Below are 14,712 nucleotides of genomic sequence, written 5' to 3' on the forward strand. Positions count from 1 at the left end.
CCCCCTTTCGAGAATGAGAATAGCATTCTCATTCGGGGCTAGTGAAGTTCTCCGCAGGGAGGCCGGGATCGAGCTCGACCTCGAAGGTGTTCAGGGCCATGGCCACGACGCCGTACGTGCCGACCGTGAAGACGAGATCCATGAGCTGGCGGTCGTCCAGCTCGGCGGCGAGCGCCGCGTAGGTGTCGTCGGACAGGCCGGAGTCCGCCTCGAGTTCGTCCACGGCCCTGGTGATCGGGGTCGGGATCCCGGCGCGGATCGCGTCGATCTCCTCGTCGGTGACGCCGGCCTTCCGCGCGATCCGCACGTGCTGCGCCCACTCGTACTGGCAGCGTCGGCGCCAGGCCACCCGCAGGATGGCCAGCTCGCGTGTGCGTGGTGGCAGCGTCGAACCGCCGCCCAGGAGATACCTGTTGAAGCCGAGGAACGCCGTGGCCAGCTCCTGATGCCGGGCGAACAGACCCAGCACGTTGGGCGGCGGCACAGTGCGCCAGCGTGCGACCGCCGCCATCGCCTCGGTGTCCCACTCGGCGTAGGGAAGGGGAGAGATACGGTTCACGTGTTGCGGCCCCCGTTCACGCCCAGGATCTGGCCCGTGATGTATCCGGCCTCCTCCGACACCAGGAACGCGCAGGCCGCGGCGATGTCCTCCGGGCGGCCGACCCGGCGTACCGGAGTGCGCTGGATGTGCTTCTCGATCGTCCCGCCGATCTGGTCGCGCTCCTCGGCCCTGCGCAGCATCGGGGTGTCGATGAATCCGGGTGGCACCGCGTTGACGGTGACGCCGTGCGGGCCCAGCTCCAGCGCCAGCGCCTTCGTCAGTCCGTTGACCGCCGACTTGGCCGCCACGTAGTGCGTCATGAAGGGCTGTCCCGACTGCGCGCTGGAGGAGGAGATGTTGACGATCCGTCCCCAGCCCGCGTCCAGCATGTCGGGGAGGGTGGCCTGCACACAGTGGAAGACGCCGTTGAGATTGACGTCGATCACCCGCTGCCAGGCCGCGAAGGTGAGATCGGTGAAGCGCCGGAACCCGTCCGTCCCGGCCGCGTTGACCAGGATCGTGACCGGCCCCAGCCGGTCCCTGACGGCGGCCAGGGCCGCGTCCACCTGGGCCCGGTCGCAGACGTCGGTGGCCGGGGCGAGGCCGGTGTCCGGTGGGTTGAGGTCGAGCGCGGCGACCTGGTAGCCGTCCTTGCTCAGCCGTTCCGCGATGGCCAGACCGATACCGGAACCGCCGCCGGTGACGACCGCCGTCCTCATGACAGCTCCTCGTCGCCGACGATGGTGGTGCGGTGCAGGGTGCGCTCCGAGTCGGCGCCGTACGGCAGCGCCCGGTGCAGCAGGCCCGTGTTGTCCCACACCACCAGATCACCCACCTGCCAGTCATGGGTGTAGCGGAAACGCTCCTGAGTGGTCCACTCCAGCAACTGGTCGAGGAGTTTGCGGCTCTCGGTGGGCTCCATGCCGACGATGTGGTCGGCCGTCGCGCCGATCGCCAGGGAACGGCGGCCGTCCCGACGCTGCCAGACCAGTGGCGTCTCATGGGTGGGAACACGGCGCCAACTCGCGATCAGTTCCTCGCTCGGCTCGGCATGCAGCAGTCGCTGGGCGGCCTCGAAGCTGTGCAGCACGCGAAGGTTCGCATACTGCTTGCGGTCCGGCTCCGGCAGGTTCTCGTACGCCGCGTAGGTGCTGGCGAACTCGGTCCCGCCGCCGGTCATGGCGACGTGCCGCGCGGTCAGGGTGGTGGTCCGGGTCGGTACGTCGTCGGTGGTGCCGTCGATGTGCCAGTGGAACGTCCCCTTGAGGTACTCGGCCATGGGGTTCTTGGCCGGGTCGAGCGAGACGGTGAAGATCTCCCTCCCGCGCACCGCGAAGACCTCGCCCAGCCTGCGGCTGAAGGCCAGTTGGCCTTCGTCGTCGAGGTGCAGTCCGCGAATGACCAGGACGCCGCGCCACTGGAGCGCCTCCAAGCACCGGCTGATCACTTGATCGTCGAGCAGATGGCCGACGCCGGTGACCTCTACGCCCAGACTCGGGCTGAGGGCCTTCGTTGCGATCATGAAAATCTCCCTTCCGGATGCGAGAATAGTATTCTCGCCGGTTGGGCTTCCGGAAGGCCGGGGGCGGCGGGCCTTCGGTCCCTCCGTGTCGGTGTCCTGTCCCTGACTATTGGTCAGGTTTGCGCCAGAGATGGTCCGCTGAGATCCGCCATGACGTTCTCGTTTCCGGAATATTGATTTGCGTAGGTTGAGAATGTAGTTTCCACGACATCCGAGCGAGGAGGCAGGATGCGGTTCCACGACAAGGTCGCGATCGTTACCGGCGCGGGGCAGGGGATCGGCGAGGGCTATGCCCGGGCGCTGGTCGCCGAGGGTGCGCGCGTGGTGATCGCCGAACTCAACGAGGAGCAGGGCGAGCGGGTCGCCAAGGAGCTCGGAGAGCCGGCTCTCTTCGTCAAGGTGGATGTGGCCGACCCCGCGTCGACGGAGGCGATGGCCGCCGCCGCGCTGGCGGAGTTCGGACGCATCGACTACCTGGTCAACAACGCGGCCATCTTCCACAGCATGAGGCGCGACGGCCTCACCACGGTCCCCCTCGACTACCTCAACCGCTTCCTCCAGGTGAACCTGCTGGGCGCGCTGCACTGCACCCGGGCGGTCGTCCCGCACATGACCGAGGGCGGTGTGATCGTCAACCAGTCGTCCACGGCCGCGTGGATGGGCGGCGGGTACTACGGACTGGCCAAGGCCGGCATCAACAGCCTGACCGCCTCGCTCGCCGCCGAGCTCGGCGACAAGAACATCCGGGTCAACGGGATCGCGCCGGGGCCCACCGACACCGACGCCAGCCGCAGCGTCATGCCGAAGGAGTACCAGGAGGCGATGACGCGGAGCCTGGCCATCAAGCGGATGGGCACCCCCGAAGACCTGGCTCCCGCGGTCCTCTTCCTGCTCTCCGACGAAGCGCGCTGGCTGACCGGACAGGTCATCAGCGTGGACGGCGGACAGTTGGTGCGGCTGTGAAGCGCCTGCTCATCGACGGACAGCTCGTCGAAGCCGAAAAGACCTTCCCCTCGCTCAATCCCGCGACCGGTGAGGTGCTCGACCAGGCCCCGGACGCCACGGCCGCCCAGGCCGAGGCCGCCGTCACGGCCGCCCGCCGCGCCTTCGACACCACGAACTGGTCCACCGACGTGCCACAGCGGCTGCGCTGTCTCGAGCAGCTGGACCGGGTGCTCAACGAGCACAAGGAGGAGTTGCGTGAGCTGACGATCGCCGAGGTCGGCGCGCCCCGCATGCTCACCCACGGCCCTCAGCTCGACGAGCCGGTCAAGCTGGTGCGCTACTACGCAGATCTGCTGCGCGAGTACCCCCTGACCGAGGACCTCGGTGACATCGAGATCAGGGGCCGGCGTCATCACCGCTGGGTGGAGAAGGAGGCCGGCGGGGTCGTCGCCGCGATCATCCCGTACAACTACCCCAACCAACTCGCCCTGGCCAAGCTGGCCCCCGCGCTCGCCGCCGGCTGCACGGTCGTCCTCAAGGGCGCCCCCGACACCCCGCTGACCACCCTCGCCCTCGGCGAACTGATCGCCGAGCACACGGACTTCCCGCCCGGTGTGGTCAACGTCCTGACCTCTTCCGGTGCCGACGTCGGTGAACTGCTGACCAAGCACCCCGACATCGACATGATCACCTTCACCGGCTCCACCGCCACCGGCCGCCGGATCATGGAGGCCGCGAGCGCCACCGTGAAAAAGGTCTTCCTGGAACTCGGCGGCAAGTCCGCCATGATCATCCTCGACGACGCCGACTTCCAGTCCGCCTCCATGTTCGCGGCCTTCACCATCTGCTCGCACGCCGGGCAGGGCTGCGCCCTCACCTCCCGGCTGCTCGTGCCCAGGGAGCACCACGACACGATCGTCGAGATGGTCGCGGCCGGCCTCGAACGGGTGTCGTACGGAGATCCCGCCGACCCCAAGACCTTCATGGGCCCCCTCATCAGCGCACGGCAGCGCGACAAGGTCGACGGCATGGTCCAGCGGGCCGTCGCCGCGGGCGCGAAACTCGTCACCGGCGGCAAGAAGGTCGACCCCGGCTTCTTCTACACCCCGACCCTGCTCAGCGGCGTCGACCCGAGCAGTGAGATCGCGCAGGACGAGGTCTTCGGCCCCGTGCTCGCCGTCATCCCGTACGACGACGAGGACGACGCCGTACGCATCGCCAACGACTCGGTCTTCGGCCTCTCCGGAGCGGTGCAGAGCCGCGACCAGGAGCGGGCGATCGCCGTGGCGCGCAGGATCCGCACCGGAACGTTCAGCATCAACGGCGGCAACTACTTCTCCCAGGACGTGCCCTTCGGCGGATACAAGCAGTCGGGCGTCGGCCGGGAGAGCGGCGTCCCCGGCCTCGAGGAGTTCCTGGAGCGCAAGGCCTTCGCGACGGTGACCCCATGAGGCCGCTCGAAGGCATCCGCGTCCTCGAGGTCGCGATGTACGGCTTCGTCCCCTCGGCGGGCGCCGTGCTCGCCGACTGGGGCGCGGACGTCATCAAGGTCGAGCACGCCGTCACCGGCGATCCGCAGCGCGGCCTGCGGCAGACCGGCACCCTGCGCGTCGAGGGCGACCCGAACCCCAACATCGAGCACGCCAACCGGGGCAAGCGCAGCCTCGGCCTCGACATGGCGCGTCCCGAGGGCAAGGAAGTGCTGCTCGACCTGGTACGCCGGGCGGACGTGTTCCTGACCAGCTTCCTGCCCGGTGCCCGCCGGCGCCTCGGCATCGACGTGGACGACATCCGCGCGGTGAAACCCCGGATCATCTACGCCCGGGGGAGCGCACTCGGTCCACGCGGACCCGAGGCGGAGCGGGGCGGATACGACATGACCGCCTTCTGGGCCCGCGGATCCTCCGCGGCCAGTGCCACCCCGCCCGGCGTGGAGGGAATGGTCAGCCCGCCCGCACCCGCGTACGGCGACACCATCTCCGGCACCAACCTCGCCGGGGGCATCGCGGCGGCGCTGCTCCGGCGCGAGCGCACCGGTGAACCGTCCGTCGTGGACGTCTCCCTGCTCGGCAGCGGCGTCTGGGCCATGGGGCACGCGGTCGCGCTGTCCCTGCGGCTCGGCCAACCCTTCGTGGCGCCGGCGCTGGGCGCCCACGGCTCGCCGACCAACCCCCTGTCGGGTGTGTATCCCACCGCCGACGGGCGCTATCTGGCCTTCGTGATGCTGCAACCCGCCAAGTTCTGGGCCGATGTGTGCCACCACATCGGCCACCCGGAGCTGGCCGACGACCCCCGCTTCGGCACGGCCGAGCTGATCGCCGCCCACACCGAGGAAGCCGTCAAGATCCTGCGGGCGGTGCTGGCCACCCGCACCCTCGCGGAGTGGACCGAACGCTTCGCCACCCTGTCCGGGCCATGGGCCCCGATACAGGACTCCCTACAGGTGGGCGACGACGCGCAGATCAGGGCGAACGAGTACCTGCTCCCGGCCGGCGAGCTCGAACTCGCCGCCAGCCCCGTGCAGTTCGACGTCACCGCACCACCGCTCGGGCCCGCGCCCGAGTTCGCCGCCCAGACCGAGGAAATCCTCAGGGAACTGGGCCTGGACTGGACCCGCATCATCGAGTTGAAAGAAGCGGGCGCGGTCACCTGATCACTGCACTTCGGGAACGACTCTCGAGGAGGACCGATGAGGCGCTTGCTCATCGCCGCGCTCGTCCTGGCCCTGGCCGGGTGTTCCGCCCGTTCCACCACCACGCCGAGCGACGGCAAGCCTTCCCCGTCGGCGTCCGACTCCGCCGCCCAGGCCGACTTCGGCACGCTCAAGAACGTCTGCCACTCCGGCAGCCCCAAGGCCTCCACCTCCCAGGGAGTCACCGACTCCGAGATCAAGGTCGGCGTCTTCAGCGACGTCGGCTTCACCAAGAACGCCGAATTCGTCAATGCGGCCAAGGTGTTCACCTCCTGGTGCAACGACGCGGGCGGTATCAACGGCCGCAAGCTCGTCCCCGTCACCCATGACTCCAAGTACATGGAGGTCCGCCAGCGGATGATCGAGGCCTGCCGGTCGGACTTCGCGCTCGTCGGCGGCGGCGCCGCGCTCGACGGCATGGGCGTCAAGGACAGGCTGAACTGCCTTCTCCCCGAGTTCCCCGCCCAGACCAGCCAGGCCATCGGATCGGACCTTCAGGTGACCGTCCAGGGTGCCGCAACCGGTTACTCGCCCTACGGGGGCTACTACTCCTGGCTGGTCAAGGAGGCGTACCCGGCGTCGGCGAGCAGCATCGGCGTCATCGCCGGAGACTCCCCGGTCGTCAAGGTCATCACCGAGCAGGACAAGGAGACGCTGACCGCGGCGGGCGGCAAGATCACCTACTCGGACCTGTATCCGGCCCAGGGTGTGTCCGACTGGACGCCGTACGCCCAGGCCATCAAGAACAAGAAGGTCAAGGGACTGGTCTTCCTCGGCGACTTCGCCAGTCTGGCCAAGCTGGAACAAGTACTCACCAACATCGGGTACGCACCTGACTGGATCGACGCCAACAGCAACGCCTATGGCCCCGCCTTCCTCCAGCTGGCCGGTCCCGCGCTCGCGAAGCAGGCCAACTTCGCCGACCTCGGCGGCTTCGCTCCGCTGGAGGACGCCTCCGACAACCCGGCGACCAAGATGGTCGAGGACCTCTTCAAGAAGTACGCCCCCGACGCCCATGTCACGCTGCCGGCACTGAAGGCCTTCTCCAGCTGGCTGCTGTTCGCTTCGGCCGCCGGCGACTGCGCCGAGCTCACCCGCAAGTGCGCGTACGACAACGCGCGCAAGCAGACCGCGTGGACCGGCGGTGGCCTGCAGGCCCCGATCGACCTGTCGTCCTCCACCGTGCCGCCCAAGTGCTTCAACCCGGTCAAGGCGACCGCCAAGGGCTGGACCGTCGCCGACTTCAAGCCCGACGCCGGCGCCTATCGCTGCAATGTGACCCCCTACAAGTTCAAGGGCGCCTACCCCAAGCCCATGACCTTGCCCGACGTCGGCAAAACGCCGGCGGATCTCAAATAGCGGATCTCAAGTAGCTGTCCCCGCGGCAGGAAGGAAGCGACGTGAAGGTACGGGTGGACCCCGAGCGCTGCCAGGGGCACACGCTCTGCGCCATGCGGGCTCCGGACATCTTCGAACTCAGCGAGGTCGACGGTCACTCGTCGGTGATCAAGGAAGAGGTCTCGGACGATCAGCAGGACGAGGCCGTCGAGGCGGTCCGGTCCTGCCCCGAGCGAGCGATCTTCATCTCCTGAGGGGAGCAGAATCCGATGACCACGGACGACTCCGTCAACGACGACGACCGCAAGAAGAACCCGGTGCACTTCGACCGGCACACTCCCGAGTACCGTCACCAATTCCAGGCGATCACCCAGGAGTTGCAGTCCAAGTGCCCCGTCGCCTGGTCGGACACCTACGGCGGCCACTGGGTCGCCAGTGGCAACCGTGAGGTCTTCGACCTGGCCAGGGCCGCCGAGTTCCTGTCCAACGACCACGATGTGAAGGGCGAGCGGCGCGGATACCAGGGCATCACCATCCCTCCGCCGCCGCGGGCGAAGGCCGCCAGGGGCGGCTTCCTGGAGATGGATCCGCCCGAGCAGCGCTACTACCGCCAGACACTCAACCCGTATCTGTCCCCGGCCGCCATCAGCCGCTGGATTCCGCTGATCGACGAAGTGGTGCGGGCCTGCCTCGACGAGAGGATCGAGGAAGGGCGGATCGACTTCGTCGACGACCTCGCCAATATAGTCCCGGCCGTGCTCACGCTGGCCATGATGGGCATCCCGGTCAAGAAGTGGACCCTCTACAACGAGGCGGCGCACGCCTCGGTCTACACACCCCCGAACTCGCCCGGCCAGGCGCGCGTCCTCGAACTGCAACGAGCGATGGGGATGGACCTGGCCATGACCATCGCGGAGATCCGGCAGAATCCGCGACCGGGCCTGGTGGACGCCCTCGTCCGCGCGGAGATCAACGGCCAGAATCCGTCTGACGACGAACTCCTGGGCGTACTGGCCCTGTTGATCGGTGGCGGCTTCGACACCACGACGGCGCTCACCGCGCACGCGCTGGAGTGGCTCTCGGAGAACCCGGCCGAGCGGGACCGTCTCAGCCGGGAGCGCGGCAAGCTGCTGGACTCCGCGACCGAGGAGTTCCTGCGCTACTACACGCCGGCGCCGGGCGACGGGCGCACGTTCTCCGCCGACTGCGAGATCGCCGGTACACAGTTCAAGGAGGGCGAGCGGCTCTGGCTGTCCTGGGCGATGGCGAACCGCGACCCTTCGGTCTTCCCGGACCCCCACTCCGTCGACCTGGAGCGCAAGGGCAACCGGCACAGCAGCTTCGGCCTCGGCATCCACCGCTGCATCGGCTCGAACGTGGCGCGCACGGTGTTCAAGCGGATGGTCACTCACGTACTCGACCGGATGCCGGACTTCCACTGCGACCCCGAGGGCGCGGTGCACTACGAAACGATCGGCGTCATCCAGGGCATGCAGCACCTCCCGGCGACCTTCACACCGGGCCGCAGGCTCGGTGCCGGCCTTGAGGAGACCCTGGAGATCCTCCAGAAAGTGTGCGACGAACAGCGGCTCGCCGAGCCGGTCACGGTACGCAAGGACCGGGCGAGGATCGAACGCTGATCTTCGGGGCCCGTAAGGAGTGAGGAGAGGATGTGACCGGACCCATGGGACGTCCGCTGCCGGTGATCACGGAGGAGAACGAGTTCTTCTGGACCTCCGGCGCGGACGGCCGGTTGCGCCTGACGGAGTGCGCGTCCTGCGCGGCCCTGTTGCACCCACCGCAGCCGGTCTGCAGGTACTGCCGGGGGCACGAGACCGGGGTGCGGGCGGTCTCGGGGTACGCGACCCTGATCGGGTTCACCGTCAACCACCGGTTCAGCATGCCCGGCCTGCCCGCGCCCTACGTCGTGGCGCAGGTCGCCATCGAGGAGGACACCCGGGTCCGGCTCACCACCAACCTCGTCGAATGCGACCCTGGCGAGCTCGAACTCGGCATGCGGATGGAGGTCGTCTTCGAACCCGTCGAGGACGTCTGGCTCCCCTTCTTCCGCCCCGCGCCCGAGCAGGGCCCCCCGGCTCCGCTGCCCTCGGACGAGCTGGAACCCGACCGACTGCGGCGCCACGTACGCCCGATGGCCACCCCCGAGAAGTTCGAGGACAAGGTCGCGATCAGCGGTATCGGCATGTCGGAGATCGGGCGCCGCCTGATGGTCCCGCCGCTGTCGCTGACCGCACGGGCCTGCGCGAGCGCCGTCGCGGACGCCGGCCTCACCGTCGACGACATCGACGGCCTGGCGACCTACCCGGGCGCCGGGGCGTACGGCGGATTCGCCGAAGGGGGGATCACCGCACTGGAGGACGCCCTCGGGATCAGGCCCACCTGGTTCAACAGCGGTGCCGAGACCTTCGGTCCGGGCGGCTCGCTCATCGCGGCGATGCTGGCGGTCGCGGGCGGACTGGCCCGGCATGTGCTGTGCTTCCGTACGGTGTGGGAGGCCACGTACGGCGAACTGGTGCGCCGCGGCCGGATCGCTCAGCCCGCGGGCAGCACGGTCACGGGCTGGCAGAAGCCCTTCGGTGCGGTTTCGGCGGCGCACACCCTGGCCCAGAACGCGCAGCGCCACTTCCACCACTACGGCACCATGCGCGAGACGCTCGGCTGGATCGCGCTCAACCAGCGGGCGAACGCCGGGCTCGACCCCACAGCGATCTACCGCGAGCCGATGACGATGGACGACTACCTGTCGGCCAGGACGGTCACCACGCCGTTCGGGCTGTACGACTGCGACGTGCCCTGCGACGGAGCGGTCGCCGTGATCGTGTCGGCCGTGGACGCCGCACGGGACCTGGCCAAGCCGCCCATCCTGGTGGAAGCCGTCGGCACCCAGATCATGGAGCGGCTGGAATGGGACCAGAGCACCCTGACCCATGAACCGCAGGTGCTCGGACAGTCCGCGCACCTGTGGACACGTACGTCGCTGCGCCCCGTTGACGTGGATGTGGCCGAGCTCTACGACGGATTCACCTTCAACTGTCTCTCCTGGATCGAGGCGCTCGGCTTCTGCGGCATCGGTGAGGCCAGGGACTTCCTCGACGGGGGCAAGAACATCGCCAGGGACGGACCACTGCCACTGAACACCCACGGCGGCCAGCTGTCGCACGGCCGCACCCACGGCATGGGTCTCGTCCACGAGGCCGTGGTGCAGCTGCGCGGCGAGGGCGGCGCCCGACAGGTGCCGGGCGCCCGGGTCGCCGTCGCGAGCAGCGGCGGACTCACCCCGAGCGGTGTGCTGCTTCTCCGGGCGGACACGTGAGTGGCGTCTCCCGCGTCGTCGACGTCGACGGCATCCCCGTATCGGCGCTGCTTCAAGAGGCGCGACAGCCACGGGCCGTCGTCGTGGCCCTGCATGGTGGAGCCGCGAACTCGACCTACTTCGACTATCCGGGCAGACCGCCCCTGTCGCTGCTGCGGACCGGTGCGGCGCTCGGGTTCACCGTCGTCGCGCCCGACCGGCCCGGATACGGCAGTTCCGCCCCGTACGCCGAGGAGTTGGCGCCCGTCGAGCGGCGGGTCGATCTCGCCTACGCGACGGTGGACCGGCTGCTCGCCGCCCGCCCGCGAGGGGAGGGCGTCTTCCTGCTCGCGCACTCCATCGGCTGCGAACTGGCGCTGCGCATGGCCGGTGACCCGCGGGGGAGCGAACTGCTCGGCGTGGAGATCGCCGGCACCGGGCGGCACCACCACGACGACGCGGTGGACATCATGGGGGCGTGGCGGCGGGAGGACGACTGGCCGAGGCGGTCGGGCCGCGGGGTGCGCGACCTGATCTGGCAGCCGGACCACCTCTATGCGTCCGACGTCGTCGGTGGGGCTCGTATCGTGTCCCCCTCGCCCGCTTACGAAGGCGTCGTCGCGAGGAACTGGACGGTCGACTTCCCAGGGCTCGCCGCGCAGGTGCGCGTGCCCGTGCACTACACGCTCGGCGAGTACGAGCGGGTGTGGCGGCCCGGTCCCTCGGCACTGGCCGACGTCGCGTCCATGTTCACCGCCTCGCCCCGGGTCGTCGTCGACGAACAGGCGGACGGCGGCCACAACTTGAGCATCGGGCTGACGGCCATGGCGTACCACCTCAAGATCCTGTCGTTCGTCGAGGAGTGCGTGCTGGCTCGCGCGAGCGCGGTACAACAACGGCCTGGGAGGGCGAGTTGAGCGACGCCGAGGTGGGAGCGCTGCTGCTGGTACGGGTGGTTCTGGGCATCGTCATGATCGCGCACGGGCTCAACCACTGGCGGGGCGGTGGCCGGATCGAGGGCACCGCCCGCTGGTTCTCCGGCCTCGGTCTGCGGCACGGAACGCTGCAGGCGTGGATGAGCGTCGTCACCGAAGTGGGCGCGGGCCTCCTGCTGATCGCCGGACTGCTCACACCGCTGGCCTGCGCGGCGGTCATCTCGGTGATGCTGGTCGCGGGAATCCTCGCGCACCGGCCGAACGGCTTCTTCGTCTTCAAAGAGGGGTACGAGTACGTCCTCGTGCTGGCGGTGGTCGCGCTGGCCCTGGCCGTACTGGGCCCCGGGCGGCTGTCCGTGGACCACGCGGGCGACATCGACGTGACCGGCTGGGCCGGCGGTGGCATCGCCCTCGGGGTGGCCGTGGCGGCGACGGCAGGCCTGCTCGCGGTGTTCTGGCGCCCGGAACCGGCAACCGAGGCACCATCCGTGCCGGAGCCGGCCGAGCAGGAGGCCCGCTGATGCGCGTCGGATTCATCGGCCTCGGCAGCCAGGGTGCCCCCATGGCACGCCGGATCGTCGACGCGGGCTTTGCGACGACCCTGTGGGCCCGCCGGCCCGCCTCGCTCACCCCGTTCGACGACACTCCCGCGAAGCGGGCCGCCTCACCCGCCGAACTGGCCACCGCCAGCGACCTCGTCTGCGTGTGCGTCGGCGACGACGCGGACGTCGAGGAGGTCGTCGCCGGGGACCACGGCGTGCTGGCGGGGCTGCGGCAGGGCGGTGTGATCGCCGTGCACAGCACCGTCCACCCCGAAACCTGCCACCGCCTCGCCGCACGGGCCCGGGCATGCGGCGTCGCGCTGATCGACGCGCCCGTGAGCGGCGGCGGCCGGGCGGCGGCCCAGGGCCGCCTGCTGGTGATGGTCGGCGGCGAGTCCGGCACGGTCAGATTCTGCCGCCGGGTGTTCGAGACGTACGGCGATCCCGTCGTCCACATGGGCCCGCTGGGCTCCGGGCAACTCACCAAGCTCCTCAACAACGTTCTGTTCACGGCCAACCTCGCGACCGCCGCGGCCGCGCTCGCGCTCGGCAAGGAATTCGACGTCGACCCCGTCGGCCTCGCCGAGGTGATGGCCCACGGCAGTGGATCGAGCTTCGCGCTGGGCCGGATCGCGGCCGCAGGCGGGACGCTGGACCGCATCGCGTCGCAGGCCGGACCGTTGCTGCGCAAGGACGTCCGGCTGGTGGCCGATCTGGCCGACGCGGCCAAGGCCTCGACGGGCATCGTGCTGGAGGCCGCGGACGCCACCCTCGCCCTCATCGAGCACCGGCGCTGAGCGCCGAACGGCAGGTGTTCGAGGTCTCCCCTGTCGGCGACGGCAAACGTAGTGTTACGTCGGTACGGTCCGTCGCGGGACGGGGACGGGATGACGTCGCGGGAGGGGGACGGGATGACACACGCTCGGCGCGAGGAAATCCTTGAGGCGGCCCTGCGGGTGTTCGCGGACCGTGGCTATCGGGGGACCTCGATCGACGCGGTCGCCGAGTGCGTGGGGCTGACCCGGCAGGGCGTGCTCCACTACTTTCCGAGCAAGAAGAAGCTCTTCCTGGCGCTCCTGCGATTCCGTGAGGACCTCAACCGCGAGCATCTGGTCGGCCGCGACGACCAGGACGACTGGCCGGGTCTGTTCGCCGAGGTCGTCGCCTATGACCACACGTATCCCTGCCTGGCCCAGGTCCACAGCGTGATGCTGGCCGACGGGATGACCGGCGTCGATCCGGCGCAGCACTACCTGCACGACCACTACGAGTCCCTGCAGGAACAGATGGTCAAGCGGCTCACCGAGCGATACGGGGACCGCCTGCCCAGCGGTCTGGCCCCGCGGGCCGCGGCCCGGGCCATGCTGGCGATGCTCGACGGCATGCAGCAGCAGTGGCTGCTGGACGGAGAGCAGGACGACTACCCCGAGATCATGCGGGACGTGCTCTCCGTCCTGCTGGGGTCCACGCCCGTATGAAGTCGGCCATCACGGCCACGGTTTCGGGGTAGAGGCTCACGGCGTCGGGCCGGATGCGCAGGTCCACCGTCACGCCGGAGTGGGCCGCGCGGGCGGCGAATCCCAGAGAGTCGTCCAGCAGGGGATCCGTACCCGCCGCCAGGAGCTGGACCGGGGGCAGTCCGTGCAGGTTGGCGTGGAGTGGACTGAGCAGTGGGTCGGTCGGCGCGGTGCCGGCGGCGAAGTGCGCGACCCGGCGCCGCAGTTCGCGGACGTCGAAGGTGGGGTCGGCCGCCGAGTTGAGCAGCAGGCTCGGGGCGTCCAGGGTCATGTCGAGCAGCGCCGAGTTCAGCACCCCGCACCGGGGCGGCGGGGCGCCGAGGTCGCGCAGCCGCACCAGCAGGGCGGCGGCGAGCCCGGCACCCAGCCGCTCGCCCGCCACCGTCACCGGCCCTCTGGCCTCGCAGTGGTCGTAAGCGGCGTGGACGTCGTCGAGCGCGGCCGGGAAGGTGGACCCGTAGCGGGAGCAGACCACGACGGTGTCCGTCCACGCGGCGAGGCGTTCGGCCAGGTCGAGAGCCGCCTGCGGACGGCACGAGAGGTGCCGGTCGCCGTGCAGATAGAGGATGACCCCTTCGGCGTTGCCGGGCGGACGCACGATCGGACCGACGGGGCTCGTTTCCACCCGGACGTCACTTGTCACGGGACATCACCTTCTCCACCGCTTGCCAGTGTTCGTCGGCCACCCACAGGCGGGCGAAGGCACGCGCCGCCTCCGCTCCCGGTACGGCGCCACTCATGACGTACTTGATCTCCCGCGCCGGGACGGTGGCGAGGGACCTGGCCAGGGCGCGCCAGCCCTGGTCGAAGTCGGCCCGCGGCAGCACCCGGTCCACCAGCCCGAGCCGCTCGGCCTCCGCCGCGCCGAGCACGGTTCCGGAGGCCGCGAGCAGCAGAGCCCGCCCCCTGCCGACCAGTGCGGCGAGACGCTCGGCGCCACCCCACGCGGGCATGATCGCCAGGTTCACCTGGGTGAAGCCGATCTTGATGTCGTCCGCGGCGATGCGCAGGTCGGCGGCCATGGCGACCTCGGCCCCGCCGCCCAGGGCATGGCCGTTCAGAGCGGCGATCACCGGGCCGGGGAAGTTCGCGAGCCGGTCGCAGATTCCCCGCATGCGCAGGGCCATGGCCGTCGCCTCGTCCTCGGTGCGGATCGCGGCCAGTTCCTTCAGGTCGCCGCCCGACACGAACGCGCGCTCGCCCGCGCCCTTGATGACCAGGGCTCGGGCGTCCGCGTCCGTGGCTGCGTCGATGGACTTGTCCAGCTCGTCCATGGTCGTCGGCGCGATGGCGTTGCGGGCGTGCGGGCGGTCGATGGTGATGACCGCCAGGCCTCGGTCCACTTCAAGATCTACCATGCCTGCTTC

16 protein-coding genes are annotated in these 14,712 nt (G+C 69.7%); 11 read left to right on the forward strand and 5 right to left on the reverse strand.

Going from position 1 to position 14,712, the window contains the following annotated elements; all coding sequences use genetic code 11:
* Positions 1 to 28: 28 nt before the first annotated feature.
* The 3 genes from AB0D57_RS28860 to AB0D57_RS28870 are packed head-to-tail and all read right to left on the reverse strand — an operon-like array spanning position 29 to position 2,063.
* Positions 29 to 559: a carboxymuconolactone decarboxylase family protein gene (locus tag AB0D57_RS28860; RefSeq protein ID WP_362079146.1), complete on the reverse strand. Its 531-nt coding sequence runs from the start codon at positions 557 to 559 to the stop codon at positions 29 to 31.
* Entirely contained in the window at positions 556 to 1,260 is a 705-nt protein-coding gene (locus tag AB0D57_RS28865; RefSeq protein ID WP_362079149.1) for an SDR family NAD(P)-dependent oxidoreductase, read from the reverse strand. The genes AB0D57_RS28860 and AB0D57_RS28865 overlap by 4 nt, the downstream gene beginning before the upstream one ends.
* Positions 1,257 to 2,063 carry a TauD/TfdA family dioxygenase gene (locus tag AB0D57_RS28870; RefSeq protein WP_362079152.1) on the reverse strand — a complete coding sequence of 269 codons (807 nt, stop codon included), beginning with the start codon at positions 2,061 to 2,063 and terminating at the stop codon, positions 1,257 to 1,259. Before AB0D57_RS28870 ends, AB0D57_RS28865 begins: the two co-directional genes overlap by 4 nt.
* Positions 2,064 to 2,291: 228 nt before the next feature.
* On the opposite strand from AB0D57_RS28870, the gene AB0D57_RS28875 reads away from it, so the two are divergent.
* From AB0D57_RS28875 to AB0D57_RS28925, 11 genes are all read left to right on the forward strand, one after another.
* Complete coding sequence (locus AB0D57_RS28875; RefSeq protein WP_362079155.1) at positions 2,292 to 3,026, forward strand: SDR family oxidoreductase; 735 nt, start codon at positions 2,292 to 2,294, stop codon at positions 3,024 to 3,026.
* A complete protein-coding gene (locus AB0D57_RS28880; protein WP_362079158.1) occupies positions 3,023 to 4,459 on the forward strand; it encodes an aldehyde dehydrogenase family protein in 1,437 nt (478 codons plus the stop codon). The genes AB0D57_RS28875 and AB0D57_RS28880 overlap by 4 nt, the downstream gene beginning before the upstream one ends.
* Complete coding sequence (locus AB0D57_RS28885) at positions 4,456 to 5,661, forward strand: CoA transferase (RefSeq protein WP_362079161.1); 1,206 nt, start codon at positions 4,456 to 4,458, stop codon at positions 5,659 to 5,661. Before AB0D57_RS28880 ends, AB0D57_RS28885 begins: the two co-directional genes overlap by 4 nt.
* Before the next feature lie 36 nt (positions 5,662 to 5,697).
* Entirely contained in the window at positions 5,698 to 7,059 is a 1,362-nt protein-coding gene (locus tag AB0D57_RS28890) for an ABC transporter substrate-binding protein (RefSeq protein WP_362079164.1), read from the forward strand.
* Positions 7,060 to 7,100: 41 nt separating this feature from the next.
* Complete coding sequence (locus AB0D57_RS28895) at positions 7,101 to 7,292, forward strand: ferredoxin (RefSeq protein WP_362079167.1); 192 nt, start codon at positions 7,101 to 7,103, stop codon at positions 7,290 to 7,292.
* Between the two features lie 15 nt (positions 7,293 to 7,307).
* The gene (locus AB0D57_RS28900; RefSeq protein WP_362079170.1) at positions 7,308 to 8,678 is read left to right on the forward strand and encodes a cytochrome P450; all 1,371 of its coding nucleotides are present in this window, start codon (positions 7,308 to 7,310) and stop codon (positions 8,676 to 8,678) included.
* Between the two features lie 32 nt (positions 8,679 to 8,710).
* Positions 8,711 to 10,372: an OB-fold domain-containing protein gene (locus tag AB0D57_RS28905; RefSeq protein WP_362079173.1), complete on the forward strand. Its 1,662-nt coding sequence runs from the start codon at positions 8,711 to 8,713 to the stop codon at positions 10,370 to 10,372.
* The gene (locus AB0D57_RS28910; protein WP_362079176.1) at positions 10,369 to 11,268 is read left to right on the forward strand and encodes an alpha/beta hydrolase; all 900 of its coding nucleotides are present in this window, start codon (positions 10,369 to 10,371) and stop codon (positions 11,266 to 11,268) included. The genes AB0D57_RS28905 and AB0D57_RS28910 overlap by 4 nt, the downstream gene beginning before the upstream one ends.
* Complete coding sequence (locus tag AB0D57_RS28915; RefSeq protein ID WP_362079179.1) at positions 11,265 to 11,807, forward strand: DoxX family protein; 543 nt, start codon at positions 11,265 to 11,267, stop codon at positions 11,805 to 11,807. The genes AB0D57_RS28910 and AB0D57_RS28915 overlap by 4 nt, the downstream gene beginning before the upstream one ends.
* Positions 11,807 to 12,625 carry an NAD(P)-dependent oxidoreductase gene (locus tag AB0D57_RS28920; protein WP_362079182.1) on the forward strand — a complete coding sequence of 273 codons (819 nt, stop codon included), beginning with the start codon at positions 11,807 to 11,809 and terminating at the stop codon, positions 12,623 to 12,625. Before AB0D57_RS28915 ends, AB0D57_RS28920 begins: the two co-directional genes overlap by 1 nt.
* 114 nt (positions 12,626 to 12,739) lie before the next feature.
* A complete protein-coding gene (locus tag AB0D57_RS28925) occupies positions 12,740 to 13,306 on the forward strand; it encodes a TetR/AcrR family transcriptional regulator (RefSeq protein ID WP_362079185.1) in 567 nt (188 codons plus the stop codon).
* Here AB0D57_RS28925 and AB0D57_RS28930 read toward each other — a convergent pair.
* The gene (locus AB0D57_RS28930) at positions 13,260 to 13,988 is read right to left on the reverse strand and encodes an alpha/beta hydrolase fold domain-containing protein (protein ID WP_362079188.1); all 729 of its coding nucleotides are present in this window, start codon (positions 13,986 to 13,988) and stop codon (positions 13,260 to 13,262) included. The two genes, AB0D57_RS28925 and AB0D57_RS28930, sit on opposite strands and share 47 nt — an antisense overlap.
* Complete coding sequence (locus AB0D57_RS28935; protein WP_362079191.1) at positions 13,978 to 14,703, reverse strand: enoyl-CoA hydratase/isomerase family protein; 726 nt, start codon at positions 14,701 to 14,703, stop codon at positions 13,978 to 13,980. The genes AB0D57_RS28930 and AB0D57_RS28935 overlap by 11 nt, the downstream gene beginning before the upstream one ends.
* Positions 14,704 to 14,712: the final 9 nt, after the last annotated feature.

It is taken from the genome of Streptomyces sp. NPDC048275, assembly GCF_040652275.1.
In the GTDB taxonomy this organism is placed as follows: Bacteria; Actinomycetota; Actinomycetes; order Streptomycetales; family Streptomycetaceae; genus Streptomyces.

Bases quoted from the DNA above. Each gene is read 5' to 3' on its own strand.
- AB0D57_RS28865 (WP_362079149.1), bottom strand. From the start codon at position 1,260: ATGAGGACGGCGGTCGTCACCGGCGGCGGTTCCGGTATCGGTCTGGCC.
- AB0D57_RS28935 (WP_362079191.1), bottom strand. From the start codon at position 14,703: ATGGTAGATCTTGAAGTGGACCGAGGCCTGGCGGTCATCACCATCGAC.
- AB0D57_RS28900 (WP_362079170.1), top strand. From the start codon at position 7,308: ATGACCACGGACGACTCCGTCAACGACGACGACCGCAAGAAGAACCCG.
- AB0D57_RS28875 (WP_362079155.1), top strand. From the start codon at position 2,292: ATGCGGTTCCACGACAAGGTCGCGATCGTTACCGGCGCGGGGCAGGGG.
- AB0D57_RS28885 (WP_362079161.1), top strand. From the start codon at position 4,456: ATGAGGCCGCTCGAAGGCATCCGCGTCCTCGAGGTCGCGATGTACGGC.
- AB0D57_RS28870 (WP_362079152.1), bottom strand. From the start codon at position 2,063: ATGATCGCAACGAAGGCCCTCAGCCCGAGTCTGGGCGTAGAGGTCACC.
- AB0D57_RS28920 (WP_362079182.1), top strand. From the start codon at position 11,807: ATGCGCGTCGGATTCATCGGCCTCGGCAGCCAGGGTGCCCCCATGGCA.
- AB0D57_RS28890 (WP_362079164.1), top strand. From the start codon at position 5,698: ATGAGGCGCTTGCTCATCGCCGCGCTCGTCCTGGCCCTGGCCGGGTGT.
- AB0D57_RS28925 (WP_362079185.1), top strand. From the start codon at position 12,740: ATGACACACGCTCGGCGCGAGGAAATCCTTGAGGCGGCCCTGCGGGTG.